Raw genomic sequence first — 16,658 nt, 5'->3', positions numbered from 1 at the left:
GCAACCGCAGGCAGCGGCTGTTTCTGTTTCTTCCTTGGCATAACCATTCCTTTCCGGGACTACGTTATGCCTCAAACACAAAAATTCGGACAGGCTCGACACGCCCCCATCGATGAGCGGCGCGAACTCACGCGTGAGTAAAGATCACTCGTTGCCGGGTGCGCGAGACCCACGCATGGATGTCCGGGCCCCATCTCCACCTGCGCCAGACGCACCACCAGACAGGTGGCGTGCTTCCCCGGCCGGGCTGGGGCATCATCAACGCCTGCGCCCCGCCGGGCGTTCGCCCAACCCGACCAGGATGACCCGATGATCGACTTCAAATGGGATGACCCCCTCCTCCTCGACCAGCAACTCACCGACGACGAACGCCAGATCCGCGACGCCGCCCACGCCTACTGCCAGGGCAAGCTCGCACCGCGGGTCGTTGACGCCTTCCGCCATGAACACACCGACCTCGCCATCTTCCGCGAGATGGGCGAACTGGGCCTGCTCGGCCCGACCATCCCCGAACGATACGGCGGCGCCGGCCTCAACTACGTGAGCTACGGCCTGATCGCCCGCGAGGTGGAACGGGTCGATTCCGGCTACCGCTCGATGATGAGCGTGCAGAGTTCGCTGGTGATGGTGCCGATCTTCGAGTTCGGCACCGAGGCCACGCGGCAGAAATACCTCCCCGGCCTCGCCCGCGGCGAGCTGATCGGCTGCTTCGGCCTCACCGAGCCCGATCACGGCTCGGACCCGGGCTCGATGGCCACCCGTGCCCGCAAGGTGGACGGCGGCTATAGCCTCACCGGCAGCAAGATGTGGATCACCAACAGCCCGGTGGCGGACGTGTTCGTGGTGTGGGCCAAGGACGACGCCGGCAAGATCCGCGGCTTCGTGCTCGAAAAAGGCTGGAAGGGCCTGTCGGCACCGGCGATCCACGGCAAGGTCGGCCTTCGCGCCTCGATCACCGGCGAGATCGTGATGGACGAGGTGTTCTGCCCCGAGGAAAACGCCTTCCCGGACGTGCGCGGCCTGAAGGGCCCGTTCACCTGCCTCAACTCCGCCCGCTACGGCATCGCCTGGGGCGCGCTGGGGGCGGCCGAGGATTGCTGGCACCGCGCCCGCCAGTACGTGCTCGACCGCAAGCAGTTCGGCCGGCCGCTGGCCGCCAACCAGCTCATCCAGAAAAAGCTCGCCGACATGCAGACCGAAATCACACTCGGGCTACAGGGCTGCCTGCGGCTGGGGCGGATGAAGGATGAGGGGACGGATTCCGCCGAGATCACCTCGATCATGAAGCGCAATTCGTGCGGCAAGGCCCTGGACATCGCCCGCGTGGCCCGCGACATGTTGGGCGGCAACGGGATCTCGGACGAGTTCGGCATCGTCCGCCACATGGTGAACCTGGAGGTGGTGAACACCTACGAAGGCACCCACGACATCCACGCGCTGATCCTAGGCCGTGCTCAGACGGGCATCGCCGCCTTCTGAAGCGCCCTGGCAGAGCGACGGCTGGCTGCGGCCAGCCGTTTTTGTTTGTGGCGCCGGAAGCTCAGCCGGCCGCCGCCGGAGCGGCATCGCTGGCGTAAGGCCACTGGGTGAACTGCGCTTCAGCCATCGGCTCGGCCGGCACACTCACCCGCCGGTCGGCACCGAAATCCGGCACGAACAGCAGCCCCTGCCAGTCGTCGTCCAGAATGAAGGCTTCCACGTCCGACCCGAAGAGGCGGCGCAGAATCTGCCGGATGCCCGTTTCAAGAATTGATTGCATGCCTGTCCCCAATCGGCGGATGAGGTATCGCGCCGTTCGTGACGATTCTGGGCAGGCGAGATGACAGGCTGAAAACAGGCGTCTTGCAGACAGGCTACAGCGACAGGACAAAACAAAAACGGGGAAAACGATTTATCGTTTTCCCCGTCTGTTCTGGAGCGGCAGAAGAGTCTCGAACTCTCGACCTCAACCTTGGCAAGGTTGCGCTCTACCAACTGAGCTACTGCCGCTTTGTTCTAGCCTGGAGGCGCGAGCCGGAGTCGAACCGACCTACACGGATTTGCAATCCGGTGCATAACCGCTTTGCTATCGCGCCGTGTACCTCACAGAGAAGCATCCAAAAACTGCTTCCCTTCAAAATTTCTTGGAGCGGCAGAAGAGTCTCGAACTCTCGACCTCAACCTTGGCAAGGTTGCGCTCTACCAACTGAGCTACTGCCGCCCTGAAAGAGCCGCCATTATAGACACTGTAACTGCGGCGTCAAGCACTTTCGGAAGATTTCGTAGAAACCCGCCTTAGCGGCTGCGCTTGGCGAGCTCCGGCCACGCGCAGCGCATGTAGTAGCCCATCGACCACAGGGTGAGCACGGCCGCGACGTAGATCAGCACGGTGCCGAGCCCGATGCTGTCGAAGCCCAGCACCGGGGCTTCGTAGAGCAGCAGCGGAATCGCCGACATCTGGGCCGCCGTCTTCAGCTTGCCCACGAAGGCCACCGCCACACTGCCGGCAGCGCCAACCTTGGCCATCCACTCGCGCAGCGCCGAGATGGTGATCTCGCGCCCGATGATGACCAGCGCGATCAGCGAATCGACCCGCCCCAGGTGCACCAGCACGATGAGCGCGGCCGCGACCATCAGCTTGTCGGCCACCGGATCGAGGAAGGCGCCGAAGGCCGAGGTCTGGCCTAGCGAGCGCGCCAGATAGCCGTCGAACCAGTCGGTCACGGCAGCCACGATGAAGGTGAGCGTCGCCGCTAGGTTCTTGTCCTCGGGGGAGATCACGTTGTCCGGGAAGTAATAAATGCCGACGAAAAACGGGATCAGCGCTATGCGCGCCCAGGTGAGGGTGTTTGGAATGTTCAGAGGCATGTCGGCGTTCGCTGGCTATCGCAGCGAATTGTATATCTGTTCGGCAAGATGCCGGTTGATGCCTTCCACGCGACACAGATCTTCGACCGTGGCGTTGCGCACACCGTCGATGCCGCCGAAGGCGGCCAGCAGCTTGCGGCGCCGCGTGGGGCCGACGCCGGCGATGTCTTCGAGGCGGGAGGTGTTGCGGGTCTTGGCGCGGCGGGCGCGGTGGCCGGTGATGGCGAAACGGTGGGCTTCGTCGCGGATTTCCTGGATCAGGTGCAGGGCCGGCGCATCGGGGCGCAGGTGCACGGGCTCGCGACCATCCGGAAAGACCAGCTCTTCGAGGCCCGGCTTGCGGCTCTCGCCCTTGGCCACGCCGAACATGGTGATCGACTCCAGCCCCAGCTCGGCGAGCACTTCCTTCGCCACGCCCATCTGCCCCTTGCCGCCGTCGATGAGGATCACGTCCGGGCACACGCCCTCACCTGCCGCCACCTTTTCGTAGCGTCGGGTGAGCGCCTGACGCATCGCGGCGTAGTCGTCGCCGGCGGTGATGCCGGTGATGTTGTAGCGGCGGTACTCGGATTTCTTCATGGCCTTGCCGTCCCACACCACGCAGGACGCCACGGTGGCCTCGCCCATGGTGTGGGAGATGTCGAAGCATTCGATGCGGCTCGGCACATCGGCCAGGCCGATGGCTTCGCGCAGGGCGTCGAGGCGCTGCTCGCCGCGGCTGGATTCCTGCTCGCGGGCCAGCAGCGCGAGGCTGGCGTTGTTCTCGGCCATGCCGATCCAGGCACGCTCGTTCTCGTAGCGGGCGGCCACGACCGTCACCTTGCCTTCGATGACCTCCTCCAGCGCTTCCTTGACCACGGCCGGATCGCCGTTGACGAGGATGCGCCCGGGCAGCGGGTGATCGAGGTAATGCTGCTCGACGAAGGCCACCAGCGCATCCAGCGGCGCGACGCCCTGGGCGTTGCTGGGGAACAGCGGCCGGTCGCCCAGGTGGCGTCCGCCGCGGATCATCGCCAGATTGACGCACACCATCCCGCCCCGCTCCAGCGCGGCGATCACGTCCACGTCCTCGTCCTTGGCGCTCTCGACGAACTGCTTGTGGAGCACGGCCTGCAGGTTGCGGATCTGGTCGCGATAGACGACGGCCTTCTCGAAGGCGAGCTCGTCGGACGCGGCCTGCATCCGGCGCGACAGATCATCCACCACGTCGCCGTGGCGGCCGTTGAGGAACAGGCTGGCGAGACGCACGTCGCCGGCGTAGGCCTCCTTGTCGATCAGCCCCACGCAGGGCCCGGTGCAGCGGTTGATCTGGTGCAGCAGGCAGGGCCGCGAGCGGTTGGAGAAGGTGGTGTCTTCGCAGGTGCGCAGGCGGAAGATCTTCTGCATCAGGTGCAGGGTCTCGCGCACGGCCCAGCTGTTGGGGAAAGGCCCGAAGTAGCGCTCACCCTTCCTGAAGCCGCCGCGGTGGTAATAGATCTGCGGAAACTCGCCGGCCGACAGCGCGATGTACGGATACGACTTGTCGTCCCGAAACAGGATGTTGTACTTCGGCCCGAGGCTCTTGATGAGGTTGTTTTCGAGGATCAGCGCCTCGGCCTCGGAGCGGGTCGCGGTGGTATCGACGCGCACCACCTGCCCCACCATGATGGCGATGCGCGGCGACAGCTGGGTGCGCTGGAAGTAGGACGCCACCCGCCGCTTGAGGTTCTTGGCCTTGCCGACGTAGAGCACCGCGTCGCCCTCGCCGATCATCCGGTACACGCCGGGCTCCTCGGTGAGGGTGCGCAGGAAGGCCTTGGCGTCGAAGCTCATGGTGCGGGCGGATCAGGCCAGGGCGAGCACGCTGTCGCGGGCGGCCACGTAGGGCGCCCAGCCAGCCAGGGTTTCCGGGTCGGCCGGCATCGTGCCGGGGCGCGGCAGCAGGGCGGCGACGCGGGCGGCGCTGTCGGCGCTCACCTCCGGACGCCAGCGGTCGATGAGCTGCACCGCCAGATCAGGCCGGTTGCACACCAGCACCATGTCGCAGCCGGCGCCGTGGGCGGCGCTGGCGCGGGCCACGATGTCGCCCGCCACGCTGGCGCCTTCCATGGTCAGATCGTCGGAGAAGATCACCCCGCCAAAACCGAGCCGGCCACGCAGCACCTCCTGCAGCCAGAAGGGCGAGAAGCCCGCCGGGCGCGGATCGATGTTTTCGAAGATCACGTGGGCGGGCATCACACCACCCAGTTCCAACGCCAGGTTGCGGAAGGGCTGGATGTCGTCGGCCCACACGGCGTCGAAGCTGCGGCCATCGACGGGGATCGCCACATGGGAATCGGCCTCGACCGCGCCGTGGCCGGGAAAGTGCTTGCCCACCGCGCGCATGCCGGCGTCGGCCAGCCCGGCGATCACCGCCCGGGCGAGCTCGGTGGCGACCTGGGGATCGCGGTGGAAGGCCCGGTCGCCGATCACACTGCTGACACCGTAGTCCAGATCGAGCACCGGCGCGTAGCTGAGGTCGACGCCATGGGCGCGCAGTTCGGCGGCCAGTACGAAGCCGGCGTGGCGGGCGGCGGCGCTTGCGAGCGCGGGATCGTCATTCCACACGGCGCCAAAGCGGCGCATCGCCGGCAGGCGGGTGAAGCCGTCGCGGAAACGCTGCACGCGGCCGCCTTCGTGGTCGACAGAGATCACCAGCTCCGGCCGCACCGCGCGGATGGCGGCGGTGAGGGCGCGCAGCTGCTCGGGCTCGGCGTAGTTGCGGGCGAACAGGATCACCCCGCCCACCAGCGGGTGCTGCAGGATTTCGCGCTCTTCGGCGGTGACTTCGTGGGCGGCCACGTCGAGCATGATCGGGCCGGGCTGGGCGTGGGAAGGCTTCATGTTTTTTCGATGACGGCAAAAGCGACGACGTATTCGGCTTCGTCGGAAAGGCTCAGGTGGGCCGCGAGGCCCTGCTCCCGCATGTGATCGGCGAGGGCGGCAGAAAATTCAAACAGCGGCTTGCCCAGGGCGTCGTGCCCGACCCGCACGGCGTGGAGCGTGGCCGGCACGGCAACGCCGGTGCCGAGCGCCTTGCCGAAGGCTTCCTTGGCGGCAAAGCGCTTGGCGAGGAAGCGCTCGGGATGGGCGGCGGCTTCGAAGGCCGGCAGCTCGGATTCGTCCAGCACCCGCGCCGCAAACCGCCGGCCGTGGCGCGTCAGCGCTTCGGCCAGACGCGCGACCCGGACGATGTCGGTGCCGATGCCGTGGATCACGCTTGACGGCCGAGGGCGGCGCCTTCGCGCATCAGGCGCTTCATCTCACGCACGGCCTCGCGCATGCCAGAGAACACCGCGCGGCTGACGATGGAGTGGCCGATGTGCAGCTCGCGGATGCCCGGCAGGCGCGCGATGGGCTGGACGTTGTAGTAGTTGAGCGCGTGGCCGGCGTTGAAACGCAGGCCGAGGCCGCGGATCGCCTCGCCGGCGCGGGCGATCTTGTCGATCTCGGCCAGCACGGCCGGGCTTTCGGCGTCGCGGCCGGCGGCGTGGAAGGCGTGGGCGTAAGGGCCGGTGTGGATCTCGCAGACCTTCGCGCCGATGCGCGCGGCCGCTTCGACCTGGGCGATCTCGGCGTCGATGAAGACGCTGACGATGATGCCGGCGTCGGCCAGGCGGGAAACCGCATCCTTCAGGCGCGCTTCCTGCGACACGATGTCGAGGCCGCCTTCGGTGGTCACCTCGTGACGGCCTTCGGGCACGAACATCGCCATCTCGGGCTTGATGCCGCAGGCGATACCGACCATCTCGTCGGTGGCGGCCATCTCGAGGTTGAGCTTGATCTGGGTGAGGTCGCGCAGGCGGCGCACGTCCTCGTCCTGGATGTGGCGGCGGTCTTCGCGCAGGTGCACGGTGATGCCGTCGGCACCGCCCAGGTGGGCTTCGACGGCCGCCCACACGGGGTCGGGTTCCCAGGTGCGGCGAGCCTGGCGGAGGGTGGCCACGTGGTCGATGTTGACGCCGAGTTCGATCAAGAGAGGTCTCCGGGAAAGGCAAAGAGTTCGGTGAATACGCGGCGGGACTGGAGCTGCTGCCCGCCGAGGTAATGCTGGATGAGCCGGCGCATCAGGGCCTTGCTCTGGACCAGGGTTTCCGGATCACGGAAATCGCCGGCGGCCATGTCGAGCAGGGTCTTGCCGGAAACAGTGGCGAGCTCGTCGCCGGCCGCGTCGAAGCCTTCCAGCGAGATCGGGCCGCGCTCGATTATATAAGCGTAGCGGGTGTCGCCTCGGACGGGCGCGTCGTCCGCGTCGGCTTCGAGGAGCAGGCCGTAGCCGAGTTCCTGCAGCAGGGCGAGCTCGAAGCGGCGCAGGACGACTTCCTGCGATTCGCCCGCCGCCAGCGCCCGCAGGGCTTCGCCGTAGGCGGCGTAAAGCCGGGGGTGGGCGTCCTCGCGGGGCATGAGGCGCATCAGGAGTTCGTTGGCGTAATACGCGCAGAGCAGCGCCTGACCGCCGAGCAGCGGCTGGCCGCCCTGCCATTCGGCGCGGATCAGGGTCTTCATCTCGCCACCGCCGCTCCAGTCGATGAACAGCGGCTGGAAGGCCATCAGCACGCCGCGCAGCTGCGAGGCCGGACGCCGGGCGCCCTTCGCCACCAGGCCGACTCGGCCGTGGTCGCGGCTGAACACCTCGACAATGAGGCTGGTCTCGCGATACGGGTAGCTGTGCAGCACGAAGCCCGGCTGCTGGTCGACGCGCTGCTTGGCGCTCACGGCAGGCTGCCCCGGGCCGGCTTATTCGTAGCCGAGGCTCTTGAGCGCGCGCTCGTCGTCGGCCCAGCCGCTCTTGACCTTGACCCAGACTTCCAGGAAGACCTTGGATTCGAAGAGCTTCTCGAGCTCGACGCGGGCTTCAGACGCAATGCGCTTGAGACGCTCGCCGCCCTTGCCGATCACCATCGCCTTGTGGGCGTCGCGATCGACGATGATGGCCGCGTTGATGCGGCGCATGCCGGCTTCGGCCTCGAACTTCTCGATCTCGACGGTCATGCCGTAGGGCAGCTCCTCACCCAGCTGGCGGAACAGCTTTTCACGGAGGAACTCGGCCGCCAGGAAGCGCTCGCTGCGGTCGGTGATGTCGTCCTCGCCGAAGATCCACTCGCCCTCGGGCAGATAGGGCTCGGCGGCCTTCAGGAGCTGGGCGGTGTTTTGGCCCTTCTCGGCGGAGACCGGAACGATCTCGGCAAAGGGATAAACCGCGCTCATCTTCTGGAGGAAAGGCAGCACCTTGCCCTTGTCCTCGAGCATGTCCATCTTGTTGACCACCAGGATCACCTTGGCGCCCTCGGGCAGCAGCTTGACCACCTGCTCGTCGGCGGGGCCGAAGCGGCCGCTTTCGATCACGAAGAGCACCAGATCCACATCCGCCAGCACCTGGGTGACGGTGCGGTTCATCGCCCGGTTGAGGGCGTTCTTGTGGCGGGTCTGGAAGCCCGGCGTATCAACGAAGATGTACTGGGCCTGGCCTTCGGTCAGCACGCCGGTGACCCGGTGACGGGTGGTCTGGGCCTTGCGCGAGACGATGCTGATCTTCTGGCCGATGAGCCGGTTGAGCAGCGTCGACTTGCCCACGTTGGGGCGGCCGACGATGGCGACGAAGCCGGTACGCATCGGCTGCCCGCCCGCGGCGGTGGTGTTGGATTCGGTCATTTCTGGGGTAGGAGTTCCAGCGCCCGCTGGGCGGACTGCTGTTCGGCAGCGCGGCGACTCACGCCGATGCCGCGGGTCTTGAGGCCAAGGCCGGCGATCTCGCACTCGACCTCGAATTCCTGCTGGTGGGCTTCGCCGCGGGTATCGGCGAGCGAGTATTTGGGCAGCGGCATCCGCCGGCCCTGCAGCCATTCCTGCAGCGCCGTTTTGGGGTCTTTCAGGGCGCGGGCCGGATCGAGCGCTGCCAGGGATTTTTCGTAGAGGCGATCAACCACCCCTTTGGCGGCCTCGAAACCGGCATCCAGGAACACCGCCGCGATGATGGCTTCGAGGGCGTCGGCGAGGATCGACGGACGGCGATGACCGCCGCTCTTCAGCTCGCCCTCGCCCAAGCGCAGGTATTCGCCCAGCCTGAGCCCGTCGGCCAGCTTGTGCAGGGCTTCCTGGCGCACCAGGTTGGCCCGCAGGCGCGACATGTCGCCTTCGCGCAGGTTGTCGAAGCGCCCGAAAAGGGCGACGGCGGTCACGCAGTTGAGCACGCTGTCACCGAGAAACTCGAGCCGCTCGTTGTTGGGCGATCCGAAGCTGCGATGGGTGACCGCCTGCTCCAGGAGCGCCGGCCGGGAAAAACGATGGCCGATGGCCTGCTGCAGGGCGTCCAACTTCATGGGGTGAGGCTCAGTTTGCGTCGGACGACGCGGAGAATTCGATCAGCAGGCTCACCTTGCCGTAAAGCGGCACCTTGCGGGCGTAGTCGACCGACATGACGATGCGGCCGTTTTCCTTGGTGATGTCGATATCGGCCGGGGTGACGCTGGTGATGTCATCCACGGTGACGCGCTTCGAGAAGGCGTTGCGCAGTTCGGAAACCGTCGCGCTCTGGGGGTTGGAGGCGCTTACCACCGCGGCCAGCGCACGCTTGATCCCGAAGTACTCATTGACCACCGGGATGAGCTTGAGGCCCAACACCACGAGTGCAGCCATCGCGCCGCCAACCAGCAGCACGCTGACAAGACTCAGGCCCGATTGACTTTTTCGCGTCATGATCACTGGAAGCTGCCTATCCGTTTCAGGTCGCTGGAATTGAACCAGATGTAGAAAGCCTTGCCAACAATGTTCTTTTCCGGGACGAAACCCCAGCCGCGGCTGTCGAAACTGCCGTCGCGGTTATCACCCATCATGAAGTAATGGCCGGCAGGAACCGTGCAGGAAAGACCGCGGTTAGTATAGGTGCAGTTTTCCTGAAACGGATACTTGGTGACCTGGGAAACGTAAGCCGGCGCGGCATTTTCCACGATGATTCTGTGCTCGACGTTGCCCAGCTTCTCGACGAAGCTCGGCGAATAGTAGAGCCGATCGGTGTGCAGGTAGTCGCCGGCGGCGTTCTGCGGCACCGGCTGGCCGTTGATCGTGAGCTTCTTGTCGAAATACTCGACCTTGTCGCCGGGCAGGCCGACCACGCGCTTGATGTAGTCGAGGGACGGATCGCCCGGGAAGCGGAACACCATCACGTCGCCCCGCTGGGGCTCGTTCACGTCGATGATCTTCTTGTTGATCACCGGCAGGCGGATGCCGTAGGTCCACTTGTTCACGAGGATGAAGTCGCCCACCAGCAGGGTCGGGATCATCGAGCCGGACGGAATCCGGAAGGGTTCGACGACGAACGAACGCAGGCAGAAGACCACCAGGATCACCGGGAAGAAGCTCGCGCCGTACTCGACCCACCACGGCGTCCTGGCGCCCACGCTGCGCCGCTTGCTGGCGACGAAACGGTCCAGCGCCCACAAGACGCCGCTCACCAGCAACAGCAGGAAAAGAATCAGGGCGAAATTCACTTATCGGCTCCAGTCAGCAGGCTCATTTACCTTCGTCCACCCGCAGCACGGCAAGGAAGGCTTCCTGCGGAATCTCCACGTTGCCCACCTGCTTCATGCGCTTCTTGCCCTCTTTCTGCTTCTCGAGGAGCTTCTTCTTGCGGGTGATGTCACCGCCGTAGCACTTGGCCAGCACGTTCTTGCGCAGGGCCTTGATGGTCTCGCGGGCGACGATGTTGGAGCCGATCGCGGCCTGGATGGCCACGTCGAACATCTGGCGCGGGATCAGCTCGCGCAGCTTGGCCACCAGCTCGCGGCCACGGTACTGGGAGTTGGCCCGGTGCACGATGATCGACAGGGCATCCACCTTCTCGGAGGACACCAGCACGTCGAGCTTGACCAGATCGGCGGCGCGGTATTCCTTGAACTCGTAGTCGAGGGAGGCGTAGCCGCGGGACACCGACTTCAGCTTGTCGAAGAAGTCCATGACCACTTCGTTCATCGGCATGTCGTAGATCAGCTGCACCTGACGGCCGTGGTAGAGCATGTCCACCTGGGCGCCGCGCTTCTGGTTGCACAGGGTGATGACCGGGCCGACGTATTCCTGGGGCAGGAAGATCACCGCCTTGATGATCGGCTCGCGCACCTCTTCGACCTTGGACAGATCCGGCAGCTTGGACGGGTTGGACACCTGCTCGACGGTGCCGTCCTTCATCAGCACTTCATACACCACGGTCGGCGCCGTGGTGATGAGGTTCATGTCGAATTCGCGCTCCAGACGCTCCTGCACGATTTCCATGTGCAGCAGGCCCAGGAAGCCGCAGCGGAAGCCGAAGCCCAGCGCCTGGGAGACTTCCGGCTCGAACTGCAGCGACGCGTCGTTGAGGCGCAGCTTCTCCAGCGACTCACGCAGCTGGTCGTATTCGTTGGATTCGACCGGATACAGACCGGCGAACACCTGCGGCTTGATCTCCTTGAAACCGGCCAGCGGCTCGGCGGCAGGCTTGCCGACGAGGGTGATGGTGTCACCCACCTTGGCGGATTTCAGTTCCTTGATGCCGGCGATGATGAAACCCACCTGGCCGGCCGAAAGGGTTTCCCGCGGCTGGGACTTGGGCGTGAACACGCCCACCTGTTCGCACAGGTGCTGGTTGCCGTTGGACATGAACAGGATCTTGTCCTTGGGCTTGAGGGTGCCATCGACCACGCGCACCAGCATCACCACACCCACGTAGTTGTCGAACCACGAGTCGATGATCAGCGCTTTCAGCGGCGCATCCGGATCGCCCTTGGGCGGCGGGATGCGGGCGATGACGGCTTCGAGGATGTCCTGGACGCCCATGCCGGTCTTGGCCGAACAGGGGATCGCGTCGCTGGCGTCGATGCCGATCACGTCTTCGATTTCCTGCTTGGCGCCATCCGGATTGGCCTGGGGCAGGTCCATCTTATTGAGCACCGGCACCACCTCGACGCCCTGCTCCAGCGCGGTGTAGCAGTTGGCGACAGTCTGGGCCTCGACGCCCTGGGAGGCATCCACCACCAGCAGGCCGCCTTCGCAGGCCGCCAGCGAGCGGGAGACTTCGTAGGAGAAGTCCACGTGCCCCGGGGTGTCGATGAGGTTCAGGTTGTAGACCTGGCCGTCGCGGGCGCGGTAACTCAGCGCCGCGGTCTGGGCCTTGATCGTGATGCCCCGCTCACGTTCGATATCCATCGAGTCCAGCACCTGGGCTTCCATCTCCCGGTCGGACAGGCCGCCGCAAAGATGGATGATCCGGTCGGCCAGGGTGGACTTGCCGTGGTCGATATGGGCGATGATCGAAAAGTTTCTGATGTGTTGCATGGGCCACGAAAAAGGGTGCCGTTGGGCACCCTTGAAAAAATTGTTTGCCTGACAAAGGGTTGGATTTTAACCGATACGCCGGAAATGAGCACGGACTGCGGATTCGTCCAGAAAGTAGTGACATAGTTCCACATCCCCGTCGAACAGCACCGGCACTTTCTCACCCCAGACTTCCTCGAGCTCCGGGGCATCCGTGTCCAGGTCGACAACCCGGACCGAAAACCCCAGCTCATCCTGCAGCGGGGCGAGCGCGGTGAGCAGATCATGGCACAGATGGCACCACATCCGGCTCAGCACGATGAGTTGGCGATCAGCGCTCAAGGGTTCGCAGGGGAACAAAGGTCTGGGTTTCGCCACGCAGCACCAGCAGCGTGACAGTCTGGCCGAGATCGAGGGCACCCACCACCCGGTTGAACTGCTCCACCGAGCGGATGTCGGTGCGCACGCCCTTGCTCACCAGCGCCAGGATGCCGTCGCCGGCCTGGATCTCGGAAGCACGAGCCGACGCACTGCGCAGCGCATCCACCACCACGCCGCCAGCGGGGAAACGCCCGTCGCGACGCTGTTCGGCTGAGGGCTCGACGACGACGATGCCGAGCCGGTTCGGCGCCACATCCTGCCGCGGCGCCTTGAGCGCAACCTTGCGGGCTTTTTCTTCCGGCAGCTCCGCCACCATCACCACCAGATCCCGCACCGTGCCCTTGCGCCACACCTGCACCGGCGCCTTGCTGCCCGGCCGCGTGCTGCCCACGAGGCGCGGCAGATCGCCCGACACGCCCACCGGACGGTTATCGAAGCGCAGCACGATGTCGCCCTGCTCGATGCCGGCTTTATCGGCCGGACTGCCCTTTTCCACCGAACTCACCAGCGCGCCCACCGGCTTGCCGAGATTGAAGCTGTCGGCAAGTTCGCGAGAGACCTCCTGGATCACCACGCCGATGCGCCCACGCTGCACCCGGCCGCTGGCGCGCAGCTGGGCCTGCACATCCATTGCCACATCGATCGGGATCGCGAACGACAGGCCCATGAACCCACCGGTGCGGCTGTAGATCTGCGAGTTGATGCCGACCACCTCGCCCTTCATGTTGAACAGCGGCCCGCCGGAGTTGCCCGGGTTGATGGCCACGTCGGTCTGGATGAAGGGCACGAAATTCTCTTGCGGCAGCGAGCGCCCCTTGGCGCTGACGATCCCTGCCGTCACCGAATTTTCGAAGCCGAACGGCGCGCCGATCGCCACCACCCAGTCGCCCACCCGCAACTTGCCCGGATCGCCGAAGCTGACCTTGGGCAGGCCCGTGGCGTCAATCTTGAGCAGCGCCACATCGGTACGCGGATCGGTGCCGATCAGGCGAGCCCGGAACTCCCGCTTGTCGGTGAGCTTGACGACGATCTCGTCGGCGCCATCGACCACATGGGCATTGGTGAGCACGTACCCATCGGGCGACACGATGAAACCGGACCCGAGGGATCGATTGTCCGGATCCATCCGCGGCGCAGACGGCCCGCGCGGAATGAAACGCCGGAAGAGATCGAACATCGGATCGTCCTCGTCCAGGCTAGGCACACCAGGGCGCGCCTGGCGCAGCGCCTGGGTGGTGCTGATGTTCACCACCGCCGCCCCCTGGCGCTCGGCCAGATCGGCAAAATCGGGCAGTTCCTTGGCCAGCGCGATACGGCCGGAGAGCAGCACGGCAGCCACCATCAGCCAGACAAACACCCGATGGAAAGACAGACCGACGCTCATCGTCCGCACGCCTCCGACGACGAGCTACCACGCTCAAGCCGCAGCGGGGCCGCACCCCGCGTCCAGGCGGACCGCCCTCGGGCCAGCAGAAATGCCATCACTCCCCCTGCCACCGCACCGATGCCGGCCGACAGATCCACACTGCCCCCCACCGGCGCCACCGCGGTGCCGGCAGCTGCACCGAGCAGCACGCCAACCACCGGCAAGGCATAGGCCAGCAGGGCCGCACGCAGGGGAACCCCATCCTCGACAACCACGCCAACCTCGTCACCCGGCCGCGCGTCGATGCCATTGGGCACCCGCACAGCCTGAGCGGACGACGCAAGCGGCCTTGCGATATTGACGCCACCACAGCCGCCGGGCTCATTGCAACGACCGCAGCCCTGGGCCACGCTCACATCCACCCATGCGTAACCGGATTCGACCCGCGACACCACACCCTTGACCCGCATTACCGCTTACGAACCTCCACGCCATCTGCGATTCGCACCAACGCAGCCTGGGGGACTTCGCCCAGTGCGGTAATCTGGTGATCGGCTACCGTGCGCCGGAAAATATTGACCGCGCCGTTGGCGCTCATGCCACTCTGGTGCCCCGGTTTGGAGGGCAGCGGCTCGATGAACACCGAGATCGCCGCCAGTCCATCCGAAAACACCACGTGGTAAGCCTCGGCCCGATCCTTGCGCGCCGGCCGCGTGACCGACACGACCTGCCTGAAACCCGGAATCGAGTTGCGGAAGATCCAGCCTGTATCCTCGACCTTCACTTCGTTGCCGCGGGCCTGCGCCACCTTCCAGTCCGGCCCCCGCACGAAACGAGGCTTGACCTTCTCCTTGTCGAAGGGCACACCGATCTGAACCTCGTTGAAGGCAAACTGCTCGATGCTCTCGCCCTTCTCGCCGATCAGGCGGGCGCGGAGCAGCAGGCCGGAGTTCACATCAGCCCAGAACTGGTGCCCGAAGCGCATGTCGTCCTTGGGTTCGAGGATGATCTGCTGGCTTTCGAGCCCGGCGATCCGCACGACCTCGCCCTTCCGGATCCGATAGTTCTCGGCCAGGGCGCTCGGCGACGACGGCAGCCGCGCCGGAAACCCTCGCCGGGCCGCCGACTGATCAACGATCACCAGCTTCTGGTCGGGCAGAAAGCACTGCACCTCTTCGTTGTTGCGCACAACCTCCCGCGGGCTGCCGTCCAGCGCCTCGAGCTTTTCAAACTCGGCGCCGCCATCCACCAGATGGGCGATCCGCGAGGTCTCAACGTTCTTGCCGCTCTGATAGCTGAAGGTGCCCGTGTAATTGAGCTTGTGCGCAGCGCTGGAAATCCGGCCAAGCCAACTGAGGGGATCGGTCGACGCATCCGCGCCGGCTGCCACACCCGCCGTCAGACACGCTGCCAGAAGTACGACGAATCGCTTCATCGCTGCCCTGCCGCGCGGCTGTCGGAAACGGTCCGCACGTAAAGCGCCACGCCCGGCATGGCCGCCGAGGGCGCCATCGCCTGATGGGCGAACAGGTATTCGCGCTCGGACGACTCGGCCGTCGCACCCGTGGCGCGGGCTGCGGTGTCGGCCGGTGCGCTCACCAGCGCCACCGGCTGCTGCACCTTGGCAGCAGCGATACGCTCCGCCGCCGGGCCATCGCTGTTGAGGGTGATTGCCACCCAGCCAACGGCCGCCACGCCCATGACCGACGCGGCGATGGGCATCAGATGCCTGACCAGCCCACTGCCGACCTCACGTCGATGAGGCGCAACGATGGCCGGCTCATCCTCGATGCAGCGCATCACGTTTCGCGCGAAATCCGGCGAGAGTCCACGCTCATCCCGCAGCACGTCCCCGATCAGGCAGAAGTTTTCCCATTCCCGTCGAAGCGCCCCATCCCGCTTGAGCGATTCGAACATTCGGGATGAAGCCTCATCGTCGAGGGCGCCATCCAGCAGGGCAGAAACCTTTTCTTTCATCGTCTTACCACCTCTTGTTCGGAGCCGTGTCGAGCAACGGCCTGAGCTTTTCTGAAATTGCTTCCCGGGCGCGGAAGATCCGCGACCGGACGGTGCCGATTGGGCATTCCATGATCGAGGCGATCTCTTCGTAACTCAAACCTTCGATCTCCCGTAAAACGATCGCCGTTCTCAATTCCTCAGGCAAGGCCTCCATCGCCACATTGACGGTATCCCCGATCTGCTTGGTCATCAGCAGCCGCTCCGGAGTGTTGATATCGCGCAACTGATCCCCATCCTCGAAGGTTTCAGCTTCGTCGGAATCGAAATCGGTTGAGGTTGGAGCGCGACGGCCTTGCGAAACGAGGAAGTTCTTGGCGGTGTTGATCCCGATACGATACAGCCAGGTATAAAAAGCGCTGTCTCCCCGGAAGGACGGCAGGGCGCGATACGCCTTGATGAACGTTTCCTGGGCGACATCCTCCACTTCGGCGGGATCTCGGATCAATCTCGACAACAGCCGGGCGAGCTTGCGCTGATACTTGGTGACCAGCAGGCCGAAAGCCTGTTTGTCACCGCGTTGGACGCGCTCGACCAGCAGCTGGTCAATTTCGCGATCACTCATGGTCGGGAAAGGGCTACCTCGTAAGGCGTGACCCGGTCGGTCACAGCCCCGCAGTATACCTTGTGCGTCCTGCTTCCCTGCCAAAGTACTGAGGTTGACCGCATCGTCTGGCGCATAGTTCAGTCGCCCAAAGGGTTTTGTTGGCGTCTGCAGGGCAGATTGCACGTGCTATAGTCGGCC

General features: G+C 65.2%; 19 protein-coding genes and 3 tRNA genes. 1 reads left to right on the top strand and 21 read right to left on the bottom strand.

The annotated features are described in order from the left end of the window. Window positions 1-309 precede the first annotated feature (309 nt). Entirely contained in the window at window positions 310-1,479 is a 1,170-nt protein-coding gene (locus QQK25_RS05155) for an acyl-CoA dehydrogenase (protein WP_284186977.1), read from the top strand. A 61-nt stretch (window positions 1,480-1,540) separates the two neighbouring features. Here QQK25_RS05155 and QQK25_RS05150 read toward each other — a convergent pair whose 3' ends face one another. The 21 genes from QQK25_RS05150 to rpoE all read right to left on the bottom strand — a co-directional run bounded on the left by QQK25_RS05150 (window position 1,541) and on the right by rpoE (window position 16,478). Continuing rightward, a complete protein-coding gene (locus tag QQK25_RS05150; RefSeq protein WP_284186976.1) occupies window positions 1,541-1,759 on the bottom strand; it encodes a hypothetical protein in 219 nt (72 codons plus the stop codon). A 154-nt stretch (window positions 1,760-1,913) separates the two neighbouring features. Beyond that, window positions 1,914-1,989, bottom strand: a tRNA-Gly gene (locus tag QQK25_RS05145). 12 nt (window positions 1,990-2,001) lie between these two features. Next, window positions 2,002-2,075, bottom strand: a tRNA-Cys gene (locus tag QQK25_RS05140). 49 nt (window positions 2,076-2,124) lie between these two features. Next, window positions 2,125-2,200: transfer RNA gene (locus QQK25_RS05135), tRNA-Gly, on the bottom strand. Between the two features lie 74 nt (window positions 2,201-2,274). Beyond that, on the bottom strand, window positions 2,275-2,847 hold the full coding sequence (gene pgsA, locus QQK25_RS05130) for a CDP-diacylglycerol--glycerol-3-phosphate 3-phosphatidyltransferase (protein ID WP_284186975.1): 573 nt from the start codon (window positions 2,845-2,847) through the stop codon (window positions 2,275-2,277). Window positions 2,848-2,862: 15 nt separating this feature from the next. Beyond that, complete coding sequence (uvrC, locus tag QQK25_RS05125; protein ID WP_284186974.1) at window positions 2,863-4,659, bottom strand: excinuclease ABC subunit UvrC; 1,797 nt, start codon at window positions 4,657-4,659, stop codon at window positions 2,863-2,865. Window positions 4,660-4,671: 12 nt separating this feature from the next. After that, on the bottom strand, window positions 4,672-5,709 hold the full coding sequence (nagZ, locus tag QQK25_RS05120) for a beta-N-acetylhexosaminidase (RefSeq protein WP_284186973.1): 1,038 nt from the start codon (window positions 5,707-5,709) through the stop codon (window positions 4,672-4,674). After that, window positions 5,706-6,083, bottom strand: coding sequence for a holo-ACP synthase (acpS, locus tag QQK25_RS05115; RefSeq protein WP_284186972.1), 378 nt, complete (start codon window positions 6,081-6,083; stop codon window positions 5,706-5,708). Before acpS ends, nagZ begins: the two co-directional genes overlap by 4 nt. Further along, window positions 6,080-6,841, bottom strand: a complete 762-nt coding sequence (locus tag QQK25_RS05110) for a pyridoxine 5'-phosphate synthase (protein ID WP_284186971.1) — start codon at window positions 6,839-6,841, stop codon at window positions 6,080-6,082. Before QQK25_RS05110 ends, acpS begins: the two co-directional genes overlap by 4 nt. Continuing rightward, window positions 6,838-7,581 (bottom strand): DNA repair protein RecO, encoded by a 744-nt coding sequence (recO, locus tag QQK25_RS05105; RefSeq protein ID WP_284186970.1) that lies wholly within the window; start codon window positions 7,579-7,581, stop codon window positions 6,838-6,840. Before recO ends, QQK25_RS05110 begins: the two co-directional genes overlap by 4 nt. Before the next feature lie 21 nt (window positions 7,582-7,602). Beyond that, window positions 7,603-8,517, bottom strand: a complete 915-nt coding sequence (gene era, locus QQK25_RS05100) for a GTPase Era (protein WP_284186969.1) — start codon at window positions 8,515-8,517, stop codon at window positions 7,603-7,605. Next, window positions 8,514-9,185, bottom strand: a complete 672-nt coding sequence (gene rnc, locus QQK25_RS05095; RefSeq protein ID WP_153161524.1) for a ribonuclease III — start codon at window positions 9,183-9,185, stop codon at window positions 8,514-8,516. Before rnc ends, era begins: the two co-directional genes overlap by 4 nt. A gap of 10 nt (window positions 9,186-9,195) precedes the next feature. Beyond that, window positions 9,196-9,561 (bottom strand): DUF4845 domain-containing protein, encoded by a 366-nt coding sequence (locus tag QQK25_RS05090; protein WP_284186968.1) that lies wholly within the window; start codon window positions 9,559-9,561, stop codon window positions 9,196-9,198. Window positions 9,562-9,563: 2 nt separating this feature from the next. Continuing rightward, the gene (gene lepB / locus QQK25_RS05085) at window positions 9,564-10,352 is read right to left on the bottom strand and encodes a signal peptidase I (RefSeq protein ID WP_284186967.1); all 789 of its coding nucleotides are present in this window, start codon (window positions 10,350-10,352) and stop codon (window positions 9,564-9,566) included. A 22-nt stretch (window positions 10,353-10,374) separates the two neighbouring features. Then, window positions 10,375-12,171 carry a translation elongation factor 4 gene (gene lepA, locus QQK25_RS05080; protein ID WP_284186966.1) on the bottom strand — a complete coding sequence of 599 codons (1,797 nt, stop codon included), beginning with the start codon at window positions 12,169-12,171 and terminating at the stop codon, window positions 10,375-10,377. 66 nt (window positions 12,172-12,237) lie between these two features. Then, window positions 12,238-12,492: a glutaredoxin family protein gene (locus tag QQK25_RS05075; protein ID WP_284186965.1), complete on the bottom strand. Its 255-nt coding sequence runs from the start codon at window positions 12,490-12,492 to the stop codon at window positions 12,238-12,240. Further along, window positions 12,482-13,915: a DegQ family serine endoprotease gene (locus tag QQK25_RS05070; RefSeq protein WP_438696424.1), complete on the bottom strand. Its 1,434-nt coding sequence runs from the start codon at window positions 13,913-13,915 to the stop codon at window positions 12,482-12,484. Before QQK25_RS05070 ends, QQK25_RS05075 begins: the two co-directional genes overlap by 11 nt. Further along, window positions 13,912-14,367: a SoxR reducing system RseC family protein gene (locus QQK25_RS05065; protein WP_284186964.1), complete on the bottom strand. Its 456-nt coding sequence runs from the start codon at window positions 14,365-14,367 to the stop codon at window positions 13,912-13,914. The genes QQK25_RS05070 and QQK25_RS05065 overlap by 4 nt, the downstream gene beginning before the upstream one ends. Further along, window positions 14,367-15,332 (bottom strand): MucB/RseB C-terminal domain-containing protein, encoded by a 966-nt coding sequence (locus QQK25_RS05060; RefSeq protein ID WP_284186963.1) that lies wholly within the window; start codon window positions 15,330-15,332, stop codon window positions 14,367-14,369. The genes QQK25_RS05065 and QQK25_RS05060 overlap by 1 nt, the downstream gene beginning before the upstream one ends. Continuing rightward, a complete protein-coding gene (locus QQK25_RS05055) occupies window positions 15,329-15,874 on the bottom strand; it encodes a sigma-E factor negative regulatory protein (protein ID WP_284186962.1) in 546 nt (181 codons plus the stop codon). Before QQK25_RS05055 ends, QQK25_RS05060 begins: the two co-directional genes overlap by 4 nt. 4 nt (window positions 15,875-15,878) lie before the next feature. After that, entirely contained in the window at window positions 15,879-16,478 is a 600-nt protein-coding gene (gene rpoE, locus QQK25_RS05050; RefSeq protein ID WP_153161516.1) for an RNA polymerase sigma factor RpoE, read from the bottom strand. Between the last annotated feature and the right edge of the window lie 180 nt (window positions 16,479-16,658).

The organism is Zoogloea oryzae, assembly GCF_030161255.1.
GTDB lineage: Bacteria > Pseudomonadota > Gammaproteobacteria > Burkholderiales > Rhodocyclaceae > Zoogloea > Zoogloea oryzae.
The sequence above is the reverse complement of the archived record's forward strand: the minus strand, read 5'-3'. Positions and strand labels throughout refer to the sequence as shown.

What these genes read in the sequence shown, in the direction of transcription:
- era (WP_284186969.1), bottom strand. Translation starts at nt 8,517, where the DNA reads ATGACCGAATCCAACACCACCGCCGCGGGCGGGCAGCCGATGCGTACC.
- QQK25_RS05070 (WP_438696424.1), bottom strand. Translation starts at nt 13,915, where the DNA reads ATGAGCGTCGGTCTGTCTTTCCATCGGGTGTTTGTCTGGCTGATGGTG.
- rnc (WP_153161524.1), bottom strand. Translation starts at nt 9,185, where the DNA reads ATGAAGTTGGACGCCCTGCAGCAGGCCATCGGCCATCGTTTTTCCCGG.
- QQK25_RS05065 (WP_284186964.1), bottom strand. Translation starts at nt 14,367, where the DNA reads ATGCGGGTCAAGGGTGTGGTGTCGCGGGTCGAATCCGGTTACGCATGG.
- pgsA (WP_284186975.1), bottom strand. Translation starts at nt 2,847, where the DNA reads ATGCCTCTGAACATTCCAAACACCCTCACCTGGGCGCGCATAGCGCTG.
- nagZ (WP_284186973.1), bottom strand. Translation starts at nt 5,709, where the DNA reads ATGAAGCCTTCCCACGCCCAGCCCGGCCCGATCATGCTCGACGTGGCC.
- QQK25_RS05150 (WP_284186976.1), bottom strand. Translation starts at nt 1,759, where the DNA reads ATGCAATCAATTCTTGAAACGGGCATCCGGCAGATTCTGCGCCGCCTC.
- QQK25_RS05090 (WP_284186968.1), bottom strand. Translation starts at nt 9,561, where the DNA reads ATGACGCGAAAAAGTCAATCGGGCCTGAGTCTTGTCAGCGTGCTGCTG.
- QQK25_RS05060 (WP_284186963.1), bottom strand. Translation starts at nt 15,332, where the DNA reads ATGAAGCGATTCGTCGTACTTCTGGCAGCGTGTCTGACGGCGGGTGTG.
- uvrC (WP_284186974.1), bottom strand. Translation starts at nt 4,659, where the DNA reads ATGAGCTTCGACGCCAAGGCCTTCCTGCGCACCCTCACCGAGGAGCCC.
- rpoE (WP_153161516.1), bottom strand. Translation starts at nt 16,478, where the DNA reads ATGAGTGATCGCGAAATTGACCAGCTGCTGGTCGAGCGCGTCCAACGC.
- lepA (WP_284186966.1), bottom strand. Translation starts at nt 12,171, where the DNA reads ATGCAACACATCAGAAACTTTTCGATCATCGCCCATATCGACCACGGC.
- QQK25_RS05155 (WP_284186977.1), top strand. Translation starts at nt 310, where the DNA reads ATGATCGACTTCAAATGGGATGACCCCCTCCTCCTCGACCAGCAACTC.
- QQK25_RS05055 (WP_284186962.1), bottom strand. Translation starts at nt 15,874, where the DNA reads ATGAAAGAAAAGGTTTCTGCCCTGCTGGATGGCGCCCTCGACGATGAG.